Annotated in this window: 18 protein-coding genes; 6 read left to right on the forward strand and 12 right to left on the reverse strand. The window is 61.4% G+C overall.

Going from position 1 to position 24186, the window contains the following annotated elements; genetic code table 11:
- Positions 1–208: 208 nt before the first annotated feature.
- From BBI10_RS20115 to BBI10_RS20150, 8 genes are all read right to left on the reverse strand, one after another.
- On the reverse strand, positions 209–1144 hold the full coding sequence (locus BBI10_RS20115; protein WP_065991387.1) for a carbohydrate kinase family protein: 936 nt from the start codon (positions 1142–1144) through the stop codon (positions 209–211).
- Between the two features lie 32 nt (positions 1145–1176).
- Positions 1177–2670 (reverse strand): xylulokinase, encoded by a 1494-nt coding sequence (gene xylB / locus BBI10_RS20120; protein ID WP_065991388.1) that lies wholly within the window; start codon positions 2668–2670, stop codon positions 1177–1179.
- A 23-nt stretch (positions 2671–2693) separates the two neighbouring features.
- Positions 2694–4211 carry a mannitol dehydrogenase family protein gene (locus BBI10_RS20125; RefSeq protein ID WP_065991389.1) on the reverse strand — a complete coding sequence of 506 codons (1518 nt, stop codon included), beginning with the start codon at positions 4209–4211 and terminating at the stop codon, positions 2694–2696.
- A 34-nt stretch (positions 4212–4245) separates the two neighbouring features.
- Positions 4246–5349 (reverse strand): ABC transporter ATP-binding protein, encoded by a 1104-nt coding sequence (locus BBI10_RS20130; RefSeq protein ID WP_065991390.1) that lies wholly within the window; start codon positions 5347–5349, stop codon positions 4246–4248.
- Between the two features lie 91 nt (positions 5350–5440).
- Positions 5441–6274 carry a carbohydrate ABC transporter permease gene (locus BBI10_RS20135; protein WP_065991391.1) on the reverse strand — a complete coding sequence of 278 codons (834 nt, stop codon included), beginning with the start codon at positions 6272–6274 and terminating at the stop codon, positions 5441–5443.
- 10 nt (positions 6275–6284) lie between these two features.
- Positions 6285–7217, reverse strand: coding sequence for a carbohydrate ABC transporter permease (locus tag BBI10_RS20140; RefSeq protein WP_065991392.1), 933 nt, complete (start codon positions 7215–7217; stop codon positions 6285–6287).
- Positions 7218–7292: 75 nt separating this feature from the next.
- Positions 7293–8615 carry an ABC transporter substrate-binding protein gene (locus BBI10_RS20145; RefSeq protein ID WP_065991393.1) on the reverse strand — a complete coding sequence of 441 codons (1323 nt, stop codon included), beginning with the start codon at positions 8613–8615 and terminating at the stop codon, positions 7293–7295.
- Positions 8616–8857: 242 nt separating this feature from the next.
- A complete protein-coding gene (locus BBI10_RS20150) occupies positions 8858–9763 on the reverse strand; it encodes an AraC family transcriptional regulator (RefSeq protein ID WP_065991394.1) in 906 nt (301 codons plus the stop codon).
- 589 nt (positions 9764–10352) lie between these two features.
- Between BBI10_RS20150 and cobF the strand changes: the two genes are divergently transcribed.
- Positions 10353–11114: a precorrin-6A synthase (deacetylating) gene (gene cobF, locus BBI10_RS20155; protein WP_065991395.1), complete on the forward strand. Its 762-nt coding sequence runs from the start codon at positions 10353–10355 to the stop codon at positions 11112–11114.
- A 9-nt stretch (positions 11115–11123) separates the two neighbouring features.
- Here the strand turns inward: cobF and BBI10_RS20160 are convergent, their stop codons facing one another.
- Positions 11124–12437, reverse strand: coding sequence for a glycosyltransferase (locus tag BBI10_RS20160; RefSeq protein WP_244160401.1), 1314 nt, complete (start codon positions 12435–12437; stop codon positions 11124–11126).
- Complete coding sequence (locus BBI10_RS20165; RefSeq protein ID WP_065991396.1) at positions 12427–12789, reverse strand: response regulator; 363 nt, start codon at positions 12787–12789, stop codon at positions 12427–12429. Before BBI10_RS20165 ends, BBI10_RS20160 begins: the two co-directional genes overlap by 11 nt.
- A gap of 269 nt (positions 12790–13058) precedes the next feature.
- Here BBI10_RS20165 and BBI10_RS20170 point away from each other — a divergent pair, with 269 nt between their 5' ends.
- From BBI10_RS20170 to BBI10_RS20190, 5 genes are all read left to right on the forward strand, one after another.
- Positions 13059–16568: a response regulator gene (locus tag BBI10_RS20170; protein ID WP_065991397.1), complete on the forward strand. Its 3510-nt coding sequence runs from the start codon at positions 13059–13061 to the stop codon at positions 16566–16568.
- A 49-nt stretch (positions 16569–16617) separates the two neighbouring features.
- On the forward strand, positions 16618–17439 hold the full coding sequence (locus tag BBI10_RS20175) for a CheR family methyltransferase (RefSeq protein WP_065991398.1): 822 nt from the start codon (positions 16618–16620) through the stop codon (positions 17437–17439).
- Entirely contained in the window at positions 17436–18053 is a 618-nt protein-coding gene (locus BBI10_RS20180; RefSeq protein WP_065991399.1) for a chemotaxis protein CheB, read from the forward strand. The genes BBI10_RS20175 and BBI10_RS20180 overlap by 4 nt, the downstream gene beginning before the upstream one ends.
- The gene (locus tag BBI10_RS20185; RefSeq protein ID WP_065991400.1) at positions 18047–19228 is read left to right on the forward strand and encodes a hybrid sensor histidine kinase/response regulator; all 1182 of its coding nucleotides are present in this window, start codon (positions 18047–18049) and stop codon (positions 19226–19228) included. The genes BBI10_RS20180 and BBI10_RS20185 overlap by 7 nt, the downstream gene beginning before the upstream one ends.
- A gap of 812 nt (positions 19229–20040) precedes the next feature.
- Positions 20041–20418, forward strand: a complete 378-nt coding sequence (locus BBI10_RS20190) for a response regulator (RefSeq protein WP_065991401.1) — start codon at positions 20041–20043, stop codon at positions 20416–20418.
- 68 nt (positions 20419–20486) lie between these two features.
- Here the strand turns inward: BBI10_RS20190 and BBI10_RS20195 are convergent, their stop codons facing one another.
- Together BBI10_RS20195 and BBI10_RS20200 are read right to left on the reverse strand one after the other, a co-directional pair.
- The gene (locus tag BBI10_RS20195; protein WP_065991402.1) at positions 20487–22517 is read right to left on the reverse strand and encodes a response regulator; all 2031 of its coding nucleotides are present in this window, start codon (positions 22515–22517) and stop codon (positions 20487–20489) included.
- The gene (locus tag BBI10_RS20200; RefSeq protein ID WP_065991403.1) at positions 22514–23998 is read right to left on the reverse strand and encodes an ATPase domain-containing protein; all 1485 of its coding nucleotides are present in this window, start codon (positions 23996–23998) and stop codon (positions 22514–22516) included. The genes BBI10_RS20195 and BBI10_RS20200 overlap by 4 nt, the downstream gene beginning before the upstream one ends.
- Positions 23999–24186: the final 188 nt, after the last annotated feature.

Below are 24186 nucleotides of genomic sequence, written 5' to 3' on the forward strand. Positions count from 1 at the left end.
CCGCGAGAGCCGCCCCCCGCCATGGATGGCGGATGGCGGCGGGCCCACGGAGCGGGACCGGAGTGAAGGAACCCTGACGAAGGAAGGGCCAAACCGAGAGCAGGCACTTTTGCTTACTTTTGGTGCTTTTCAAAAGTAAGGCGCCGAAGGCGAAACAGTCTGCCCCCAGGCAGACGCTGTTGATCTTGATCTGAGAAGGGCCAGTCGCCTAGACCACCTCCGCCCGATAGGGCAAATCCGGCCCCTCGCGCGTGCAGGTCACCGCCGCCGCAGCCACCGCAAACTCCAGCATCTTCGTCAGCGTTGGCTTATCCACCCCCGCCAGCGCGGCGGGTTCGTCCAGACCCCGCTCCGTCAGAAACGCAATCAACGCCGCCTGAAACGTATCCCCGGCACCCACTGTATCCACCGTCTCCACCTTGCGCGCCGCCACCGACCACGTGCCCAAATCCCGCGTAAACACCGTGGCGCCCTGACGGCCGCGGGTCATGATCACCCACTGGCAATTGTCCTTCAGCCAACCCTCGGCCACCGCTGCCGCCTCTTTGTCCGGATACAACAGCTCCAGGTCCTCATCACTGACCTTGATGATGTGCGCGTGCTCGGCGAACTTCGCCACCTGACTGCGCCACAGCTCGATGCTCGGCGCCGGATTCAGGCGCACATTGGGATCGAACGTGATCAAGCGCTTGCCGCTTTCCCGCCGCACCAGCGTCAGCAGCGCGTCGGCGACCGGCTGCACCACCAGCGAGAACGAACCCACGTGCAAGCCACGCACGCTCTCGTCCAGCGTCGGCAGATGCTCGACGCTCAGCATCCGGTCAGCGCAGCCTTCGCCGCGAAAACTGTACTGCGGCGAGCCGTCAGCGCCCACGGCGACCATCGACAGGGTGGTGGGTGCGTCGACAGGCACCAGAAAGTCATCGCGCACGCCTTCTTCCGCGAGCACGGTCGTCAGGCGCTTGCCCAGGTAATCGCTGGAAATCCCGGCAAAAAAACCGGCATCGATGCCCAGCCTGCGCAGGCCGACCGCGACGTTGAACGGTGAACCGCCGGCGATGGCCTGATAACCCACTTTGTTGCGTTGTCCGCTGTCCGGCTGACAGAAAAAGTCGAACAGTGCTTCGCCACAGACCAGATACATAGTTGCTCCATAAAGGCCGACGGGGCTGCCCGTCAGAGGCCCTGCAATTGAGTGCGATAGTGCTGATAAACCGCTTGGTACGCCGCAACGTGTTCGGCAACCGGCCGGGTTTCGCTGGCCGGGTCGAGGCTGACGCAACGCTCGGTCAGCGCCTGCAGCGACTCGCCGTCGCCGTCACCACCGGCATCGACGTGTGAATGACACCACGCCGCCTGAATCGCTGCGCCCAATGCGGCCGCTTCGGTGCCGGTGGTGCAGATGACCGGCGTGTCCATGATGTCGGCCACAATCTGCCGCCAGACCGCGCTTTTCGCGCCGCCGCCGATCAGGCGGATGTTATCGCTCTTAATGCCGCTGTCGCGCAACAGGTCCAGGCCGTAACGCAGGCCGAAGGTGGTGCCCTCGACCACCGCCCGGCACAAGTTGGCCTGGGTCAGATTGGTGCTGTCCAGCCCGAGAATGCTCCCGGTGGCGTGGGGCAGGGCAGGCACCCGCTCGCCGTTGAGGAAGGGCAGCACGAGCACGCCTTGTGCGCCAATCGGCGAGGACGCCACGGCTGCGTTGAAGGCGCCGATGTCCAGCGCGAACAGCTCGCGGAAGGCACTGGTGGCGTTGGTCAGGTTCATGGTGCAGATCAGCGGCAGCCAGCCGCCCGACGAGGAGCAGAAGGTCGCCACCGACGGCTGCGCGCTGACATTGCCTGCTTCGGCAAAGGCGTAGACCGTGCCCGACGAACCCAGGCTCATGGTGATCGAGCCCGGCGCGATATTGCCGGTGCCGATGGCGCCCATCATGTTGTCGCCGCCGCCGCTGGAGACGATGGCCTTCGGGTTGAGGCCCAGTCGCTCGGCGATCGCGGGGAGAATCGTGCCGACCGGCTGATGCGCCTCGAGCAGCTCCGGCAGCGCCTTGATCAGCCGGCCACTGGGATCGATGTGCTGAAGGATGTCCAGGTCCCATGCGCGGGTGCGCACGTTGAAATAACCGGTGCCGGATGCATCGCCGAACTCGCTGCAACTGCGGCCGGTGAGCCAGTAATTGAGGTAGTCGTGGGGCAGCAGAATTTTGTCGATGCGGGCAAACAGCTCGGGAAACTGCTCTTTGCTCCACAGCAGTTTCGAGACCGTGTAGCCCGGCGCGATGGCGATACCCAGGCGCTCCAGCGACCCGGCTTCACCGCCCAGATACGTCAGCAGCCGATCATTTTCAGGCGCGGATTCCGTGTCGCACCACAGCTTGGCGGGGCGCAGCACCTGGCCTGTTTCGTCAAGCATGACCAGGCCATGTTGCTGCCCGGACACGCCGATGGCCTGGATGTCCGCGCCGGACACCCCGGCCTGCTGCAGGGCCGCGGCCGTGGCTTGCTCGAACGCATCGAGCCATTCCTGCACATCCTGCTCACGGCGACCGTTGGCGCCACTGATCATGTGGTGCGCACCCGAGCCTTCGCCCAGAACCTTGCCGCTGACCGCATCCAGAACAATCGCTTTGGTGCCTTGGGTACCGCAATCGATGCCGAGAAACATATTCACCTCTTCCCCTATGAAGCTCAGGCGGTTTTCGCTAACAGGTTTTCCAGGGTTTTGCTGACGCCCAATTGCTTCAGGCTGTTCAGGTTGTGTTCGAACGATGCCACGAACTCGGCGGACTGTGGAATCGCCGCACCGAAGATTTCTTCCACCTCCAGCAGGCGCTGGGTCACCAGCACGTCATCGGCCACCAGCGCCTTGCAGAAGTCTGCGCGCGGGTCGACGACGGTGTACGGCAAGCCGTTCTCGCCGGTGAAGTCCCCGTTGCGATTGCCCTGCAGATACAGCGCCCAAGCCGCCACCACCAGCGAGGCGCGGTCCATGTTGCCGCTGTCGACGATCAGACGGTTGATGGTCGGCACGGTGAATTTCGGGAATTTCGACGAGCCGTCGGAGCACACCCGCTCAAGCTGGTCGGCGATCGCTTGGTTGGAGAAGCGGTCGATCAGGGTCTGTTTGTACTCGGTCAGGTCGATGCCCGGCACCGGCGCCAGTTGCGGGGTGACGTCCAGGTCCATGTAGGTGCGGATGTAGCCGACGAACAGCGGGTCGTTCATGGTTTCGTGGACGAAGCGATAGCCCTTCAAGGCCCCGAGATAGGTCAGCGCCAGGTGGCTGCCGTTGAGCAGCTTGATCTTCATTTCTTCGTACGGGGTTACGTCGTCGGTGAACTGCACGCCGACCTTTTCCCAGGCCGGACGGCCGTTGACGAACTTGTCTTCCAGCACCCACTGCACGAAGGGTTCGCAGACCACCGGCCAGGCGTCGTCGATGCCTTTCTGGTCGTGCAGTTGCAGGCGGTGGGCGGTGCTGGTCATCGGCGTGATGCGGTCGACCATGGCGTTGGGGAAGCTGACGTGCTCAGCGATCCAGTCATGCAGTTCCGGGTCGCGGAGTTGGGCGAAGGCCAGCAGGGCTTTGCGTGTCACCGCGCCGTTGTGCGGCAGGTTATCGCAGGACATCAGGGTGAACGCCGGGGTGCCTTCCGCGCGGCGGCGGGTCAAGGCGGCGCACAGGTAACCGAACACGGTTTTCGGCGTGGCGGGGTGTTCGAGGTCGTACTGGATCTGCGGCAGGTGGCTCATGAATTCGCCGGTGCTGTCGTCGATGCAGTAGCCGCCTTCGGTGATGGTCAGCGAGACGATGCGGATGTCCGGGCTGGCGAGTTTGTCGATCAGCGTCAGGTCACTATCGGTGGACATGAGCATCTGGCTCATGGCGCCGATCACCCGGGTTTCGGTGTCCGGGGTGTCGCCCAGCTCGAACAGCGTGTAGAGAAAGTCCTGGCCCTTCAGCGCCTCGAAATTGGCACGGTCTTCCTCGCGCAGGCTGACCCCGCAAATGGCCCAGTCCAGGCCTTCGCCGCTGCCTTCATTGGCCCCGAGGGACATCAGCGCATCGGTGTAAAACGCCTGGTGGGCGCGGTGAAAACCACCGACGCCGATGTGCGCGATACCCTGACGACGCTCGTCGAGGGCGTAGGCCGGGATGGCGATGCCGGCGCCCAGGTTGGAGAGGTTCTGCTTGTTCAGTTTCATGACGGTGTTCCCGAATGCTGTGGAGTGCGAGGGATCAGGCTGCGGCCTGCAGGGCGCGGCGGATGACCTGGCCCTGGGCGTCGAACAGGTGGCAATGGGCGCTGTTGAGGTGCAGTTTCAGGGTTTCGCCGTACTGGCTGGCCAGGTCCCCGCGAATGCGCATGGTCAGCGGCTCGCCGGAGATGGTGCGTACGTGGCAATAGGTGTCGCTGCCCAGGCGTTCGCTGACGTCGGCGATGACGGTCAGCTGGCAATCGCCTTCGTTGGCCAGCTCCAGGTGCTCGGGGCGAATCCCCAAGGTCACCGAGTCGCCGACGCTCTGTTGCGCGTTGGTGAAGGGCAGCAGGACTTTTGTCCCGGCGTCCAGGGTGACTTCACAGGCCGAGGCCTCGACGCCGCTGATGATGCCCTTGAGGAAGCCCATCTTCGGCGTGCCAAGAAAACCTGCGACGAACAGGTTGGCCGGGTGGTGGTACAGCTCCAGCGGCGAACCGACCTGTTCGACGCGACCGCCGTTGAGCACGACCACTTTGTCGGCCAGGGTCATGGCTTCGACCTGATCGTGGGTCACGTAGATCATCGTTGCCTGCAGCTCTTTGTGCAGGCGCGACAGCTCCAGGCGGGTCTGCACCCGCAGGGCGGCGTCGAGGTTGGACAGCGGTTCGTCGAACAGGAAGATCTTCGGGTTGCGCACGATGGCGCGACCGATTGCAACGCGCTGGCGTTGACCACCCGACAGCTGCTTGGGCTTGCGTTCCAGCAGCGGGCCCAGCTCGAGGATACGCGCGGCTTCGTCGACCTTTTTCTTGACCTCGGCCTTTGGCGTGCCGGCCAGGTCGAGGGCGAACGACAGGTTTTTGCCGACGGTCATGTGGGGGTACAGCGCGTAGGTCTGAAACACCATCGCCAGGTCGCGCTTGGCCGGGGTGACCTGGGTGATCTCGCGGCCATCCAGTTCGATGCTGCCGCTGGTGACGTCTTCAAGGCCCGCGATCAGGCGCAGCAGGGTGGATTTGCCACAGCCCGACGGACCGACGAAGACCACGAATTCACGGTCCTTCACGTCCAGGTCGATGCCTTTGATGATCTGGTGGCCGTCGAAGCCTTTTTGCAGATTTCTGATTGTCAGGTTAGCCATGAGGGGCTCCAGTTTTATTCTTCAAAGTTCAGAGGCTAAAAATCTGCCCGGGATCGTTACCACGCGGAGCGTGGAAACCATCATGTGTCGATCATTTCACCGCACCAAACGACAGCCCGCGGACCAATTGTTTCTGGCTGATCCAGCCGAAGATCAGGATTGGCGCGCAGGCCAGGGTCGACACCGCCGACAATTTGGCCCAGAACAACCCTTCAGGGCTGGAATACGAGGCGATCAACGCGGTCAGCGGGGCGGCATTCGAAGAGGTCAGGTTCAGTGACCAGAACGCCTCGTTCCAGCACAGGATCAGCGACAGCAGCGCCGTCGATGCCAGCCCGCCCTTGCAGATCGGGATCAGCACGCGAAAGATTTCCTGGCGCGTGGTGGCACCGTCCAGCCGCGACGCTTCGAGAATCTCCCCGGGGATGTCCTTGAAGTAGGTGTAAATCATCCAGACCACGATCGGCAGGTTGATCAGCGTGTAGATCACGATCAGCGCAATGCGCGAATCCAGCAGGCCGAAGGTCTTGGCCAGCAGGTAGATCGGCATCAGCACGCCCACCGGCGGCAGCATCTTGGTCGAGAGCATCCACAGCAGCGTGCCCTTGGTCCTTTTGGTTTCGAAAAACGCCATGGAGTAGGCCGCCGGCACCGCGATCAGCAGGCACAGGATCGTCGCGCTGAAAGAGATCAGGATCGAGTTCCAGGCGAAGTGGAAGTAGTCACTGCGCTCCTGGATGTGCAGGTAGTTTTCCAGGGTCGGTGTGAAGATGAACTGCGGCGGCGTGGCGAACGCGTCGATCTCGGTCTTGAAGCTGGTCAGGACCATCCAGAAGATCGGGAAGAAAATCAGCGCCGCGATCAGCCACGACAAGGTGCCGAGCAGGGCACTTTGCAGGCGACGGGATTGTTTGAGCGTCATCATGGCCTTGCCCTCAAGACTTGTCGGTGAGGTTTTTGCCGATCATCCGGACCAGGATGATCGCGGCAATGTTGGCAATCACGACGGCAATCAAGCCGCCCGCCGATGCCATGCCCACGTCGAATTGCAGCAGTGCCTGGTTGTAGATCAGGTACGCCAGATTGGTGGAAGCGAAGCCCGGGCCGCCGTTGGTGGTGGTGAAGATTTCGGCGAACACCGAGAGCAGGAAGATCGTTTCGATCATCACCACCACGGCGATCGGGCGCGCCAGGTGCGGCAGGGTCAGGTGCCAGAAGATGGCGATCGGGCCGGCGCCGTCCAGGCGCGCCGCTTCCTTCTGTTCCTGATCCAGGGACTGCATGGCGGTCATCAGAATCAGGATCGCGAAGGGCAGCCACTGCCACGACACAATGATGATGATCGACAGCATCGGGTAATTCGCCAGCCAGTCCACCGGCTGGGCACCGAACAGCTTCCAGACCCAGGCGAGAATCCCGGACACCGGGTGGAAAATCAGGTTCTTCCAGATCAGCGCGCTGACCGTCGGCATGATGAAGAACGGCGAAATCAGCAGCACGCGCACGATGCCGCGACCGAGAAACTCACTGGCTTCTAGCAACGCCGAGATCAGCACGCCGAGGATCACGCTGATGGCCAGCACACTGCCGACCAGCAACAGCGTGTTCATGGCGCCGGGCAGAAAGCCTGCGTCGGTGACGAAGAATTCGAAGTTCTCCAGCCCGACGAATTCGTTTTCGCCGGGGTTAAGCAGGTTGTAGCGGATCAGCGAGAAGTAGATGGTCATGCCCAGCGGCACGATCATCCAGACCAGCAGCAACAGCACCGAGGGGCTGACCAGAAACCAGCCGGGCTTGGTGACGCTGCCCTTGGCAGACGACTTATCGTCAGCCGCGGCGGTGCGCGGGGTGAGGGTTGAGGTGTTCATGTTGACTCCGGACCGGGCAGAAGCGTGAACGTGGGCGGCAGGCAATCAGCGCCTGCCGCCGTCAAGCAGCGGGTGTCAGCCCTTTTTCGGGTAACCCGCGCGCTTCATTTCACGCTCGGCCACGCTTTGCGCGCTGGTCAATGCCTGATCCACGCTGGAGGTCCCCACCAGTGCTGCCGAGAACTGTTGGCCGACGGAGGTGCCGATCGACTGGAACTCGGGGATGGTCACCAACTGGATGCCCACATACGGCACCGGCTTGAGGGTCGGCGCTTTAGGCGTCACGGCCTTGAGGGATTCCAGGGTGATGTTGGCGAACGGCGCAGCCTGTTTGTAGGCATCGGTGTAGGTCGATGCGCGGGTGCCTGGCGGCACGTTGGACACGCCGTCTTTCTCGGCGACCAGCGCGGCGTACTCTTTGGACGTGGCCCATTCGGTGAAGGCGCGGGCGTCCTTGTCGTTCTTGGCGCTGGTCGGAATCGCCAGAGCCCACGAGTACAGCCACGCCGAGCCTTTGTCGGTGACTTCGTGCGGCGCATAGGTGAAGCCTACGCTGTCGGCGACTTTACTCTGTGATTTGTCGGTGACGAACGAGCCGGCCACGCTGGCATCGACCCAGATTGCGCACTTGCCGCTGTTGAACAGGGCGAGGTTTTCGTTGAAGCCGTTGCTGGAGGCGCCGGGTGGGCCGTCCTTCTTCATGACGTTGGTGTAGAAGGTCAGCGCGTTCTTCCATTCAGGCTGATCGAATTGCGGCTTCCACTGTTCGTCGAACCAGCGGGCGCCAAACGAGTTGGCGATGGTGGTGATCACCGCCATGTTCTCGCCCCAGCCTGCCTTGCCGCGCAGGCAGATGCCGTACTGTTCCTTGGACTTGTCGGTGAGTTTGTCGGCGAATTCGGAGATCTGCGTCCAGGTCGGACGCTCCGGCATGGTCAGGCCGGCGGCCTTGAACAGGTCTTTGCGGTAGTAAGTGATCGAGCTTTCTGCGTAGAACGGCAGGGCGAAGAGTTTGCCTTCGACCGACAAGCCGTCGCGTACCGAAGGAAATACGTCGTCCAGCGCGTAGGACGCCGGCAGGTCATTCATTTCTTTGAGCCAGCCCTTGGCACCCCACAGTGAGGCTTCGTACATGCCGATGGTCAACACGTCGAACTGGCCGCCTTTTGTGGCGATGTCGGTGGTCAGGCGTTGACGCAGCACGTTCTCTTCCAGCACCACCCACTTGAGCTTGATGTCTTTGTGCTGTTCTTCGAAGGTCTTGGACAGCCGCTGCATGCGGATCATGTCGCTGTTGTTGACGGTGGCGATGGTGACTTCACCGGCAGTGGCGGTGGTGCACAGGGACAGGAGGGTCAGACAGGTACCGGCAAGGAGAACATTTGCAGAGGTCTTCATTTATCACTCCTCTTCTGCGCCCAGGCGGACGTCAGAAGCTTGGTTATTGTTTTTGTTTCTTCCGGAGGCCAGGAAGAATGTCAGCTGATTACAGCCTTGTGCGCGCTGGTTGACAAATCCTGCGGCGCACTTGAACTGATACTTTTTTGCACTGAGGTTTCCGACGGGCGCGCTGCACAACTGCGCCAGCGCGTGGGGCGGGGCAGTTCCAGCGTAGTTGATGGGTGCGACGGGGCAACGAATCAGTACAGGTTTTGTTCGGTCAGGCGCTGTACAGCGAGGCGTCGGTAGTGCGAGGGGGTCATGCCTTTGAGTTTCTGGAAGCGTCGATTGAAGTTGGAGATGTTATTGAAACCTGACTCGAAGCAGACGTCGGTCACCGGCCGGTCGCCATCGGCGAGCAATTCACAGGACTTGCTGATCCGCAGCCGGTTGACGAATTCCACAAAGCAGCGCCCGGTGGCCTGCTTGAACACACGGGAAAAATAGGTCGGCTTCATGCCCAGGTATTCGGCCACTTCTTCCAGCGGCAGTTCGCGGGCGTAGTGGGTGAAGATGTATTCCACGGCTTTGTTGGTGCGCTCCACGGCGTGATCGTCGGACAGCTGGGACGCGGTGGTGCCCGACAGCAACTGGAAATCATCACTGGCCGCCAGCACTTCCAGCAAAATGAAAAAGTGCCCCAGCCGTGTCATGCCCGTGGTGTCGGCGATTTTCTGCATCAGCTTGGTGGCCTGGCGGACGGTCCGCTTGCAGCGGAATTCAATGCCGTACCGGGCGCGCTCGAGCAACGGCGCCAGGGCCTTGAGTTCGGCAAACACCTGATTGCCGCTTTCGAGCAACTCTTCGGTGAAGTTCACCAGCATGTCGCGTTTGGGCACGACCTCGTCTTCCGCGATCTGACTGATCCAGTTATGGGGCAGATTGGGGCCGGTGAGGAACAGCGTCTCGGGGTAGAAATTGCCGATGTAATCGCCGACGAAGACCTTCCCGGAACTCGCAACGATCAGGTGCAGCTCGTATTCCTTGTGGAAATGCCAGCGCACCAGCGGACAGGGAAAGCCATGCTCACGGTAGATGATCGACAGACCGTTATGGTCATCCATCAGCTCATAGGCGGGGTCGGTGACTCTTGTTGTTTTGGTCATGCGTGTGCCGGTCTGGAGAATGGCGTGAGGTTAATGTGCACTATTTGTCGGGCGGAATACAGATACAGGCGTTAAACAGAGGCAGATGGGCGCGTGGCTTCAGTAGCACCGGCTTCAGCCGGGAAGAAGCCAGTCTGAGCAGCCTCAATTTTGCGGTGTGACGTCTGACGCTTTCCCGGCTAAAGCCAGTCCTACAGGTTGAACGCGGTGCTTGGTAGGACCGGCTTCAGACGGGAAGACGCCGTTTTGAGCACCATCAATCCTGCGGTGTGACGTCTGACGCTTTCCCGGCTAAAGCCAGTCCTACAGGCTACACGCGTTGGTTTTGGTAGGACCGGCTTCAGCCGGGAAGACGCCGTTTTGAGCACCATCAATCCTGCGGTGTGACGTCTGACGCTTTCCCAACTAAAGCCAGTCCTACAGGCTGAACGCGGTGCCTCAGTAGGACCGGCTTCAGCCGGGAAGAGGCCAGTCTAAGCGCCATCAATTCTGCGCGTGCTGCTCATCTGCGCAGTGGACTAACCACACCCATCAACAACCCGATACGCTGATGCACCTTCTGCGAACGCCTTCAGAGAACCGCCACCCCATGAAAAAAATCCTCGTGATCGGCATCGGCGCAGGCAATCCCGAGCACATCACCATTCAGGCGATCAAGGCGCTGAACCGCACCCAGGTGTTTTTCATGCTCGACAAGGGCTACGCCAATGACGACCTGCTGGCGTTGCGCCGGGAGATTTGCGAGCGCTACATCGAGGGCCATGACTATCGTCTGGTGCAGGTGAGCGATCCTCGGCGCAAGGACGATTCGCCGTCTTACCGCAGCGGGGTCGAACACTGGCACGAGCAGCGCGCCGTGTTGTTCGAGCAACTGATCGCCGATGAAGTAAAGGCGGGCGAGACCGGCGGGTTTCTGGTGTGGGGCGACCCGGCGCTGTATGACGGCACCCTGAAGATTCTCGATCAGGTGCTCGCCCGCGGCCGTGAGTCATTTGCCTACGAGGTCATTCCCGGCATCACCAGCGTGCAGGCGCTCGCCGCCGGGCACCGCATCGGCCTGAACCGCATCGGCGAGCCGATCCACATCACCACCGGCCGGGAGCTTGCAGCGGAGCAGGGCGAGTACATCAGCAACAGTGTGGTGATGCTCGACGCCTATTGCACCTTCGAGCGGTTCGTCGATCAGGATTTACACATCTATTGGGGCGCCTACCTCGGCACCCCTGACGAGATGCTCATTTCAGGCCCGCTGCACGAGGTCAGCGCGCAGATACGTCAAGCGCGTGAAGCCGCGCGGGCAGAGAAAGGCTGGATCATGGACACCTACCTGTTGCGCCGCGCCGTCCGCTAGATAAACGCTTCAGGCGTTCTTGTTCTTGGCTTCGATCCATTGGGACATGTACTGCGTGCTCTTGTGCTGATGATGGCGAAGCATGGCGCCGGTGAAGTGGGCCGCGCGATGGGCCTGCAGCGTGTCCCTCAGCGCCAGGATACGGTCGATCAGCACGGCGCAATGGCGGTCATGGCCAAAGCGCGCCGGCAGCAATTGCCAGCCGTCCTGTTGTGCCTGTTCCCAGCGCGCCTGATCGCTGTAAAGACTGACCGCCGCGTCTGCCACCCCTTGCGCATCACAGGCGACGGCGCCAGGAAATGCCAGTTCGCCGTGCATGGCCTCGGCGCCGATGGGCGTCGTCACGGTGGGTGTGCCGCAGACCATGGCATCGATGATCTTGCCCTTGATTCCCGCGCCGAATCGCAACGGCGCCAGGGACACCCGCGCAGCGCCCATCACTTCCAGCGCGTCTTCGGCCCAGTTCATGATGTGAAACCCCTGAGCGGCGTTATGCAATGCCGCAGCCTTCGGCGGCGTGTAGGCGCCATACACATGAACCTGAGCAGTGGGCAGTTGCGCGCGAATCAGCGGCCAGACGGTGTTTTTCAGCCATAGCACGGCATCCCAGTTCGGGGCGTGGCGGAAATTGCCGATGGTGATGAAATGCGCCCGGTCTTCAAAGCTTCGCGGGCCAAGGGGCGCCTTGCGCGGCTCTCTTACCAGCAGCGGGACCCAATGGAGCTGAGCCGCGGGCACCGAAAACGCCTGGGTCAGCAGGTCGATTTCGACGTCGGAGACCATCAGGCTCAGGTCACTGCGGTGGATCGCGGCGATCTCGCGCTGGGCCAGGTCAGTGGTCGCCATCCGGGTGAACAGCTGATCCCGGGGCGTCTGGAAATAGTCAGTCAGGTCAGCATCGGGCTTGCCGTCGAGGCGTTCCTTGACCGCCTGATGACGGGCATGGCGCAGGCTCTGCAAGTCGGAGCTCTCAAGCAGGCGAAGGGCGTTCGGGCAGTGCTTCTCCACCCGCCAGCCGAACTGCTCTTCCATCAAAAACTGGTCGAACAACACCACGTCGGGCTGCAGCTCATGGACGAAGGCGTCAAAGCTGCTGTGGTTGAGGGCGATGGCGACTTCCGTGATGCCCAGCGCGGCCAGGTCGGCCTTGTGCTCGCCTTCCGTGGCGGCGCTGGCGATCGTGATCCGCCAGCCCTGTTCGAGAAAACAGTCGATGAGTTGCATGACATGCCCGCTGGCCGCAGACGAACGCGGCTCGGGCCAGACGTAGCCAATGATCAGCACATGGATCGGGGATCGCTGCGCCAGTTGCTCAGTCGCCAAGGATGCCCTTTACCTTGTCACGCAGCTGGTCGATGGAAAACGGCTTGCCGATATTGTGCATGCCCTCAGGCACATCAACGGAATCCGCGTAGCCGCTGGCGAACAGCACCGGGATGTCCGGGCGGGCCTCACGTGCCTTGACGGCGAGGTCCTTGCCGTTCATGTCCGGCAGGCCCAGGTCGGTCATCATCAAGTCGATGGTCTGGCCAGCGTTGTGCAGGACCGCAAGGGCCTCGGCGGCATCTGCTGCTTCCAGCACGGTGTACTCAAGCTCCTCGAGGACGTCGACAATCAACATCCTGACGATGTTGTCATCTTCGACCACCAGAATCGTGCGGGATGAATCGGACATGGCAAGTTCCTTAATTGGGCAGAGAGCGCATCGCACGGCGTTGGGTTTTCAGCGTTTCGCCGGGGGGCGCAATTGTGCCAAGTTCTGAGCCGCAACAACATGATTCAATTGAGTGTAGTGGCTTTTTGGTTGCACTCAAATGTACATTTCGGGCCTGATTGTTCCCTATCTAATGTCAGAAAATTCAATCTTCTACGTCATATGCTGGAGTTGTTGCCGAGGTTTGCGGCAAACTCCGTCGTTTAGACGAGTCCGCCTGAGCCCTTGTGATGATCACCAACTCTGCAGTCGACGAGCAACGTTTCCGCAAACTGTTAAGCCGCAACGTCAGTTTACCTTTGGCCGTCGGCGTGCTGAGTGCGGCCTTCTTCGTCATTCTGATTTCCTACCTGTTGTCGGCGATCCAGTGGGTCGAACACACCGATCGGGTGATCAACAATATCAATCGCTCGCTCAAGCTGTCGGTGGACATGGAAACCGGTATGCGCGGCTTCCTGCTGACCGGCGACGAGCGCTTTCTCGATCCCTACGAGGTGGCCAAGCCGGCCATCAGCACCGAGCTCAAGGGGCTTGAAGAACTGGTCGCCGATAACCCGGATCAGGTCGATCGATTCAAGCGGCTGGCCGGGCTGCAAGCGTCGTGGGGCGAGTTCGCCCAAGAGATGATTACCCTTCGACGCACTGGCGGCGACTACCAGACGCAGATCCAGAATCGTCGCGGCAAGCGCCTGTCCGACGAGATGCGTGATCAATACGAGCAGGCGGCGGACATCGAGCATCAGCTGCGGCTGACACGCAACACCGACGTTACCCACACCACCGTGATGTCGGTCTCGTTGTACATCGCCTTTATTCTGATCGTCAGCGGGATCCTTGCCTGGGTCGGGCGTCGGGACATGACCACGCTGTCCGACACTTACGCCGCCAACCTCAAGGCCCAACAGCTGGACGCCGAGCGCTTGTCCCACGTCGCCTGGCTGCGCAACGGTCAGAGCGAACTGGCCGAGCAGGTGATCGGCCAGCTCACCCTCAATCTGCTGGGCCGCAACGTGCTGCATTTCTTCGCCCAGTACCTGGGTGCGGTCGTGGCGGCGGTGTACGTACGCCAGGAGCATGGCGGTCTGGTGCGCGTGGCGTCCTATGGTTTCTCCCGCGAGCAGGAACAGCACGAGCAGTCGATCTACAGCGGTGAAGGCGTGGTCGGCAAGGCGGCCGAGCAGGATCAGATCATCACCCTGGACAACGTCCCTCAGGACTATTTCAAAGTCACCTCCGGCCTGGGCGAAGGCTCACCGCGCAGCGTCGTGGTGGTGCCGACCAGCAACGATGACCACGTCAACGGCGTGATCGAGCTGGGCTTTCTTCGCGAGCTGACGCCCCGTGACCTGGAGTTCCTTGAGCTGGTGGCCGAGAACGTGGGCACCTCTATCGAGGCAGCCCGCTACCGTCAACGTTTGCAGGAAGTGCTCGCCGAAACCCAGCAGCTCAACGAAGAGCTTCAAGTGCAGCAGGAAGAATTGCGCACCGCCAATGAAGAGCTGGAAGAACAGTCGCGGATTCTCAAGGAGTCCCAGGCGCACCTGGAAATCCAGCAGGCGGAGCTTGAGCAGACCAACGAACAGTTGGCCGAGCAGAGCAAGGCGCTGGGCGATCAGCGTGATGCGCTGGACCGCAATAATGAAGAACTGCACATCGCACAGATTGAACTGGAAGCCCGCGCCGACGAGTTGCAGCGCTCAAGCAAGTACAAGTCCGAGTTCCTGGCCAACATGTCCCACGAGCTGCGCACGCCGCTGAACAGCTCGTTGATTCTGGCCAAGCTGCTGGCGGAAAACCCGCAGGACAACCTCACCGCCGAGCAGGTCAAGTTTGCCGAATCGATCTACTCCGCCGGCAATGACTTGCTCAACCTGATCAACGACATTCTGGACATCTCCAAAGTCGAAGCCGGCAAGCTCGACATGCGGCCGGAAAACAGCGGCGTCAGCCGCTTGGTCGAAGGCCTGCGCATGACCTTCGAACCGTTGGCGGCCGAGAAGAAGCTGGAGTTCTCGGTGGAGATCCAGTCAGGCACGCCGGTCTCGCTATACACCGATCGCCAGCGCCTGGAGCAGATCCTCAAGAACCTGCTGTCCAACGCCGTCAAGTTCACCGAAAGCGGCACCGTCAGCCTGACCGTGTCCCGTCAGCCGGGCGAGGGCGTGGCCTTCACCGTTCGCGACTCCGGGATCGGCATCGCCGAGGAGCAGCAGGAGAGCATTTTCGAAGCGTTCCGTCAGGCCGACGGCACCACCAATCGCCGTTACGGCGGCACGGGTCTGGGGCTGTCGATTTCCCGCGATCTGGCCCGCCTGCTGGGCGGTTCGATCAGCGTGACCAGCGCGCCGGGGCAGGGCAGTATTTTCACCCTGGTCATGCCGGAAGAGTACGTCGAAGTCGAGCCTTCACAGTACGTCGAGGGGCCAGCAGCGGCTGTGCAGCCTGCGCCGGTTCCAGCCCGCATCACGCCGCCTGCGCCTGTCGCTGCCAAGCCTGCGGCGGCGGCAACACCCATTCCGCGCTTCGCTGATGACCGCGAGAAGGCGCCGTTCAGCAATCGCTGCATCCTGGTCATCGAAGACGAAGTGCGCTTTGCCCACATCCTCTACGATCTGGCCCATGAACTGGGCTACAACTGCCTGGTGGCCCATGCCGCCGACGAAGGCTTCGACCTGGCCTCCTCGTTTATTCCGGACGCTGTGCTGCTGGACATGCGCCTGCCGGACCATTCCGGTCTGACGGTCCTGCAACGTCTGAAAGAGCTGCCAAGCACCCGCCACATCCCGGTGCACGTCATTTCCGTCGAAGACCGTCAGGAAGCGGCGCTGCAAATGGGCGCCATCGGCTACGCGGTCAAACCGACCACCCGCGAAGAGCTCAAGGATGTCTTCGCCCGCCTCGAAGCCAAGCTTACCCAGAAGGTCAAACGCATCCTGCTGGTCGAAGACGATGCCTTGCAGCGTGACAGCATCGCGCGCCTGATCGGCGACGATGACATCGAGATCACGGCAGTCGGCTTCGCTCAGGACGCCCTTGATCTGCTGCGCGACAACGCCTACGACTGCATGATTATCGACCTGAAACTGCCGGACATGCTCGGCAACGAGTTGCTCAAGCGCATGTCCATCGACGAGATCTGCGCGTTCCCGCCGGTCATCGTCTACACCGGCCGCAACCTGACCCGTGACGAAGAAGCCGAGCTGCTGAAGTACTCGCGCACCATCATCATCAAAGGCGCGCGCTCGCCGGAGCGGTTGCTCGATGAGGTGACGCTGTTCCTGCACAAGGTCGAGTCGCAGATGTCGAACGAGCGCCAGAAGATGCTCAAGACCGCGCGCAGTCGCGACCGTGTGTTCGAAGGGCGCAAGATCCTCGTGGTCGACGACGACGTACGCAACATCTTCGCCCTGACCAGCGCGCTGGAGCACAAAGGCGCCATCGTCGAGGTGGGGCGCAATGGGCTGGAGGCGATCGAGAAGCTCAACACCGTCGAGGACATCGATCTGGTGCTGATGGACGTGATGATGCCGGAGATGGACGGCTACGAAGCCACCATCGAGATTCGCAAGAACCCGCGCTGGCGCAAGCTGCCGATCATTGCCGTCACCGCCAAAGCGATGAAAGACGATCAGGATCGCTGCCTGCAGGCCGGTTCCAACGACTACCTGGCGAAACCGATTGACCTGGACCGGCTGTTCTCGCTGATTCGCGTGTGGATGCCCAAGATGGAACGTATCTGAATGAACCGGATCAATTGACCGCCTTTTTGCCCGATCCAGAGTGTTGCCGATGCACCAAGAACGAGACGCCGATATCGAGTTACGCTTGCTCATTGAAGCGATTTACTTGAAGTACAGCTACGATTTCCGCGATTACTCGGGTGCGTCGGTGAAACGACGTGTGGCCCACGCGTTGCGTCAATTTGAACTGAAGACCATTTCCGCGTTGCAGGAGCGGGTGTTGCATGACCCTTCGGCGTTCATGCAACTGCTGCAATTCCTGACGATCCCGGTCAGCGAGATGTTCCGCGACCCGACGCACTTCCTGGCGATCCGCGAAGAAGTCGTGCCGCTGCTCAAGACCTACCCGTCGGTCAAAGTCTGGATTGCCGGGTGCAGCACCGGGGAGGAGGTTTACTCGATGGCGATCCTGCTGCGCGAGGAAGGCCTGCTCGATCGCACGATCATCTACGCCACCGACATCAATCCCAATTCGCTGGAGAAGGCCAAGCAAGGCATCTTCTCCATGGAAAACATGCGCGCCTACAACGAGAACTACATCAAGGCCGGCGGCAAGCGGCTGTTTTCGGAGTACTACACGGCCGCCTACGATTACGCGATCTTCGATAAGACCTTGCGGGAGAACGTCACCTTCGCCGATCACAGCCTGGCGACAGACAGCGTGTTCTCCGAAACACAGTTGATCTCCTGCCGCAATGTGCTGATCTACTTCAACAAGAAGCTGCAGGACCGCGCCTTCGGGCTGTTTCACGAGTCCCTGTGCCACCGCGGATTCCTCGTGCTGGGCAGCAAGGAAACCCTGGATTTCTCCGGGTACAAAAACCAGTTCGACCCTCTGGTCAAACTCGAGCGGATCTACCGCAAATCATGAGAACGTCGTTTCCTTGCCCGTCCCCCGACCAGCCCGCGCTGCCGGCGGTGGACGCGATTGTGGTCGGCGCATCGGCCGGCGGTGTCGAAGCGCTGTTGAAGATTTTCCGCACGCTGCCCAAGGGCTACCGGTTGCCGATCGTTGCGGTGCTCCACGTGCCGGACCAGCGCCGCAGCCACCTGGCCGAGGTCTTCGCCATGAGCGTGGCCATGCCGGTCAAGGAGGCCGACGACAAGGAAACCATCGCGCCGGGCACGCTTTACTTCGCCGCGCCCGGGTATCACCTGTCGGTGGAGAATGATTTCAGTCTGTCATTGAGTCAGGAAGAACGGGTACATCATTCGCGCCCAAGCATCGACGTACTGTTCGAATCGGCTGCTGACGCGTACGGTAAGCGGCTGGCAGGGGTGCTGCTGACCGGCGCCAGCAGCGACGGCGCGCGCGGTACCGCAAAAATCAAAGAGTACGGTGGCCTCACCGTGGTCCAGGACCCGGCACAAGCGCTCGTGCGAACCATGCCCGAGGCGGCGCTTGCCCTTCATACGCCGGATTTTCTATTGCCTTTGCCCGACATTGGGTCCCTGCTTGTCGAGCTGGAACGAATTGCATGCTGAGTGAAATCAAAGCCAAACTGCTGATCGTCGACGATCTGCCGGAAAACCTGCTCGCCCTCGAAGCGCTGATCAAGCGCGAGGACCGTCAGGTGTTCAAGGCGCTGTCTGCGGACGAGGCGTTGTCGTTGCTGCTCGAACACGAGTTTGCAATGGCGATTCTCGACGTGCAGATGCCAGGGATGAACGGCTTCGAACTCGCCGAGCTGATGCGCGGCACGGAGAAGACCAAGAACATCCCCATCGTCTTCGTCAGTGCCGCCGGGCGCGAGCTGAATTACGCGTTCAAGGGCTATGAAAGCGGTGCCGTGGATTTCCTGCACAAGCCCCTCGATATTCACGCGGTGAAGAGCAAGGTCAATGTGTTCGTCGACCTGTATCGCCAGCGCAAGGCCCTGAAGCAGCAGCTCGAAGAGCTTGAGCACAGCCGTCAGGAACAGGAAGCCCTGATGCGCGAGCTGAAGTCGACGCAGAGCGAGCTTGAACGTGCGATTCGCATGCGTGATGACTTTATGTCGATCGTCTCCCACGAGGTGCGCACGCCGCTCAACGGGCTGATTCTGGAGACCCAGCTGCGCAAGCTGCACTTGGCCAAGGACAATGCGTCGGCGTTCACCATGGAGAAACTGCGGGCCATGGTGGATCGTGATGAGCGGCAGATCCAGAGCCTGATTCGCTTGATCGAGGACATGCTCGATGTGTCGCGGATTCGTACGGGCAAGCTGTCGATTCGGACCAGTCCTTTTGATTTGTCGGAGTTGGTGGTCAATCTGGTGGAGAGCTATTCCGCGCAGATCGCCGCCGCCGGCAGCGCGGTGACGCTGCATGCGACGACGCCGGTGATTGGGGTGTGGGATGAGTTTCGCATCGAGCAGGTGGTGGCGAATCTGTTGACCAATGCGTTGCGCTACGGCGCGCATAAGCCGATTGAGTTGCGCGTTTACAGCGAGGCCGGTGAGGCGCGGGTGGAGGTGCGCGATCACGGGATCGGGATCAGTCCGGAAAACCAGAAGCGTATTTTTCAGCAGTTCGAGCGGGTCGCGGCCAGTCATGCGGTGGCGGGGCTTGGCCTTGGGTTGTTTATTTCCGACCAGATAGTGGGCGCCCATGGCGGGCGGATCAGTGTCGAGAGCGAGGAAGGGGCGGGGTCGATGTTTCGGGTTTCATTGCCGCTCTGATCAAGATATCTAAGATCAAGATCACAAGCGTCTGCCTGGGGGCAGACTGTTTCGCCTTCGGCGAGTTACTTGGAAAAGCACCCCAAGTAACCAAGGGTGCCTGCTCCTGGTTGGGCCCTTCCTTCGTCAGGGTTCCTTCACTCCGGTCCCGCTCCGTGGGCCCGCTGCCATCCGCCATCCATGGCGGGGGGCAGCTCTCGCCGCATCCATGCGGCTCGGCCCACGGAGCGAGACCTGCGTTCAGCCTGCACCCAAGTCGCGTGCTGCGGTGTCTGGGCTATCGCGTAGAAGATCAACAGCAAAAGCTTCCCGGCTAAAGCCGGTCCTACAGTCGGAGCCAGTCCCACTGACTGAACGCGCTGCTGTTTAGTGGAACGGCTTTAGCCGGGAAGAGGCCAGCCCAAGCGCCAACAATTTTGCTGATAGCACCCCCTACCTGTGGGAGCGAGCTTGCTCGCGAATGCTGTTGCTGTTGCTGTGATCTTGATCTTCATACACAAGCCTGCCAGACGACGCAAAACGCGACTTGGGTGCAGGCTGAACGCAGGTCTCGTGGAGTGGGCCGAGCGGCATGGATGGCGGCGGGCCCACGGAACGGGACCGGAGTGAAGGAACCCGACGCAGTCGGGCCCAACCGAGAGCAAGCACCCTTGGTTACTTGGGGTGCTTTTCCAAGTAACTCGCCGAAGGCGAAACAGGAGGCCGTTAGGCCGACCCATCTGGCCTTCAATCAAATAACTGAACACCCTGCGCAACCTCCAGCGCGGGCCATGGTCGTAATGGCAGCTATCTATAAGATCAAAGGCGTTCAAATGAGCTCTGATGCAGAAAATGTCGTACTCATCGTCGAAGACGAGCCGCTCATTCTGATGCTGCTCTCCGACTACCTGTCGGGCGAAGGCTATCGGGTGTTGCAGGCGGAGAACGGGGAGCAGGCGTTCGAAATTCTTGCCACCAAACCCCACCTCGATTTGATGATCACCGATTACCGCCTGCCCGGCGGCGTGTCCGGCGTCATGATCGCCGAGCCCGCCGTCAAGCTGCGACCGGAACTCAAGGTCATCTTCATCAGCGGCTACCCGGCTGAGATCGTTGATTGCGGCAGCCCGATCACCAAAAAAGCGCCCATCCTCGCCAAGCCGTTCACCATGGAAACGCTGCACTCGAAGATCCAGACCCTGCTCAACTGATTCTGCTGCCCCTTAGATACAAACAACAAAGCCGGCAATCGCCGGCTTTTGTGTCAATCCCTCTCGCGTCAGCCCTCGATCATTTCCCGCACCTTGGCCGTCAGTTGGTCAAAGGCAAAAGGCTTGGTGATCATCTGCATGCCTTCTTCCAGGAACCCCGAGCGGGCACTGGCGTTTTCCGCATAACCGGTGATGAACAGTACTTTCAGCTCCGCGCGCAGCTGCCGGCCAATGTCCGCCAACTGCCGCCCATTCATGCCCGGCAGGCCGACGTCGCTGATCATCAGGTCAATGCGCTGGCTCGATTCCAGAATCGGAATCGCGCCGACCGCATCACCGGCTTCGACGTACGCATAACCCAGTTCGCTCAGCACCTGGCTGACCAGCGCGCGCACGGCCGGATCGTCCTCAACCAGCAGAATGGTCTCGCCCTCACGGGCCTGCGGTGTGTCGTTGGGCAGGGCGGGGCCCTCTTGCTGCGCCGCGCCCTGATAACGCGGCAGGAACAGCTGCACCGTGGTGCCGTCGCCGACTTGGCTCTCTATCGCCACGTGGCCGTGAGACTGCTTGCTGAAGCCGTAGATCATCGACAGGCCGAGGCCGGTGCCCTGGCCGATCGGCTTGGTGGTGAAAAACGGATCGAAGGCCCGGCTGATGACGTTCTCCGGCATCCCGCAGCCCGTGTCGCGCACACTGAGCACCACGTAGTCACCTGGCAGCAGGTTCTCGTAAGCGTTGGTGAAGTCGCGGTCGAGGCGGCGGTTGAAGGTCTCGATCATCAGCATGCCGCCCTCGGGCATGGCGTCGCGGGCGTTGAGCACCAGGTTGAGCAGGGCGCTTTCAAGCTGGTTCGGGTCGGCCTCGGCGGTCCACAGTTCCGGGTCCAGGCACATGTCCAGGCGGATGCTCTCGTTGACGCTGCGATTCAGCAGTTCACCCATGGAGTTGACCAGGTCATTCATCAGGACCGGCTTGGGGTCCAGCGACTGACGGCGCGAGAACGCCAGCAAGCGGTGGGTCAGGGCGGCGGCGCGATTGGCCGAGGTCACACCCAGGTCGATCAGGCCATCAAGGTCGTCGGTGCGCCCCCGTGCCAGACGGCGCCGAAGCAGTTCGAGGCTGCCGATGATGCCGGTGAGCATGTTGTTGAAGTCGTGGGCGATACCGCCGGTAAGCTGGCCCACTGCTTCCATTTTCTGCGACTGACGCAGGACTTCTTCGTTGTGGCGCAACTGTGAAGTGCGTTCCTCGACCTGCTGCTCCAGGGTTTCGTTGAGCCGGCGCAGCTGCTGCTCGGCCAGCTTGCGTTCGGTGATGTCCGAGGTGACCCCGGACAGCAGGCTGACGCGGCCATTGCGCGCGCGGATCGCCCGACTCCTGATGTCCATCCAGTGGACCGAGCCGTCCGGCCAGACGTTGCGGAACTCGATGATGAAATCGGCCCCGCTGTCCAGGGTGTGCTGAAGCACCGACTGCATGCGCGGCTGATCTTCGGGGTGCACCGCGCTTAGCCAGTCTTCATAGGAGAGCGTGTCGCGCTCGTCCCAGCCAAAGTGCGCTTTGGTGATGTCCGAGCATTCCAGCGCGAGGAATTCAGTGTCGAGCTGCCAAGAACCCAGTCGCCCGGCTTTCAACGCATGTTGCAGGCGCTGCTCGCTTTCCAGCAATTCTTCCAGGCGGCTACGGGCTTCATATTGTCGTCGACGCCCGCGGACGGCGGTGCTCACCAGGCTGATCAGCGTGGCAGGGTGGAACGGCCGCTCCAGGAACGTGACGTTGCCGAGCATCTTGCCCAGGTGCGCCGAGGGGTTCTGTTTCGGGCCGCCGTGGTGGGTCAGCAACACGATGGGGAAGTCCGACCAGGCCGGTTGATTGGCCAGCAGGCTGAGCAGCGGGTTGATGTCCGCGCTGCGCAACGCCTCATCGGCGATGATCGCCAGGCCGGCACCGGACATCAGCTCACTGCACAGCTGCGTCAGGTCGTGGGTGATGATCGCCGGATAGCCGGCTTCCTGCAGCATGGTCAGCGCGATCTGGCTGTCGCGTCCGAGAGGGGCCAGGATAATGGCCCGCTCCGATAACTGTCCCGGAGTGCTCACGCGTCGGTGTCCTGCAGCAGCGGGCTGCGATCACCGACGTATTGCGGGATACCCCTCAACACGCCCTGAAAGGCTTCCAGCGGTTCGCCGATGGTCATGCCGGACGCACTGATGCGGTATTCACGAATGGTTGACTCATGGGTGCCTGTGCGTTTTTTGATGACAGAAATGGCCCGACGGACCTGACCCAGTGCTTCGAAATAACGCAGCAGGATCACCGAATCGGCGAGATAGGTAATGTCCACTGGCGTCTGCATGTCGCCGACCAGGCCGTGCTGGGCGACGGTCATGAACGTCGAGGCGCCGTGACGGTTGAGGTAGAGCAGCAACTCATGGACGTGCAGGACCAGCGCGTTCTCCTCAGGCATCGCGGCCTGGTAGCCGTTGAGGCTGTCGATCACCACGGTCTGGATGCCCATTTCGTCGACGCAGCGGCGAACGCGGTGGGCAAATTCGCCCGGCGACAATTCAGCGGCGTCGACTTGCTCGATGAGCAGGTTGCCGGTCTCTTCAAGTGCGTGAAGATCAATGCCGAGTTTGCTCATCCGGGTGTACAGCAGGCCAAGTTCTTCATCGAAGATAAACAGCGCGGCCTTCTCGCCGCGCTCCACCGCAGCGGCGGCGAATTTCAACGCGATCAGCGATTTGCCGGTGCCCGCAGGCCCCAGGATCACCGTGCTCGAACCGCTGTCCAGACCGCCACCGAGCAGGGCGTCGACTTCCTTGATGCCGCTGCTCAGCTGGCGGCTGACGTAGCCAGCCCGGTGCTCGGCCGCTACCAGACGCGGGAACACCTGAATGCCGTCGTCCATGATGTTGAAGTCGTGATAGCCGCCGCGGTACTTCTGGCCGCGGTACTTCACCACCCGAAGGCGTCGGCGTTCGGCGCCGTAGGTAGGCGTCTGACCTTCGAGTCGGATCACGCCGTGGGCCACGCTGTGCACGGTTTTGTCCAGGGATTCAGTGGTGAGGTCGTCGAGCAGTACGACGGTGGTGTCGTAGCGCGCGAAGTAATGCTTGATCGCCAGGATCTGCCGGCGATAGCGCAGTGAACTCTGCGCCAGCAGGCGGATTTCCGAGAGGCTGTCGATGATCACCCGCGAAGGTTTGACCTGCTCGACAATTTCGAAAATCTGCTTGGTGGCCTCGCCCAGCTCAAGGTCAGAGGAGTACAGCAAGCTCTGCTGATGGGCCGCATTCAACAAATCTTCAGGGGGGGTGAGCTCGAATACCGAGATGTTCTCGTCCAGCTCCCAACCATGGGAGCGTGCGCCATCGCGCAATTCGCGTTCGGTTTCAGACAGCGTGATGTACAGACCACGCTCGCCCGCCGCCGAGCCTGCCAGCAGAAACTGCAGCGCGACGGTGGTCTTGCCGGTGCCGGGCTCTCCTTCCAGGAGAAACACGTGGCTGCGCGAAAGGCCACCCGCAAGGATGTCATCCAGGCCCACGATACCGGTTGCCGCTTTTGATGTAGTCAAGAATCGCCCTCTTGCGACCTGAGAAAAGGTCGGGCGCCGAAACAGGTTCGAACGCCCCCGGCAGACATGTTCGGAAGGTCCGATTCCATGCAGCCATGACTCTGGACCTTTGCCGCCTGAGACCGTTCAGTTTATTGCTGGCCGACCGATGGCATCCCCGGAACGCAACGGGTTCGCTGTCCGGCAAA

Source organism: Pseudomonas graminis, assembly GCF_001705435.1.
Lineage (GTDB): Bacteria > Pseudomonadota > Gammaproteobacteria > Pseudomonadales > Pseudomonadaceae > Aquipseudomonas > Aquipseudomonas graminis_B.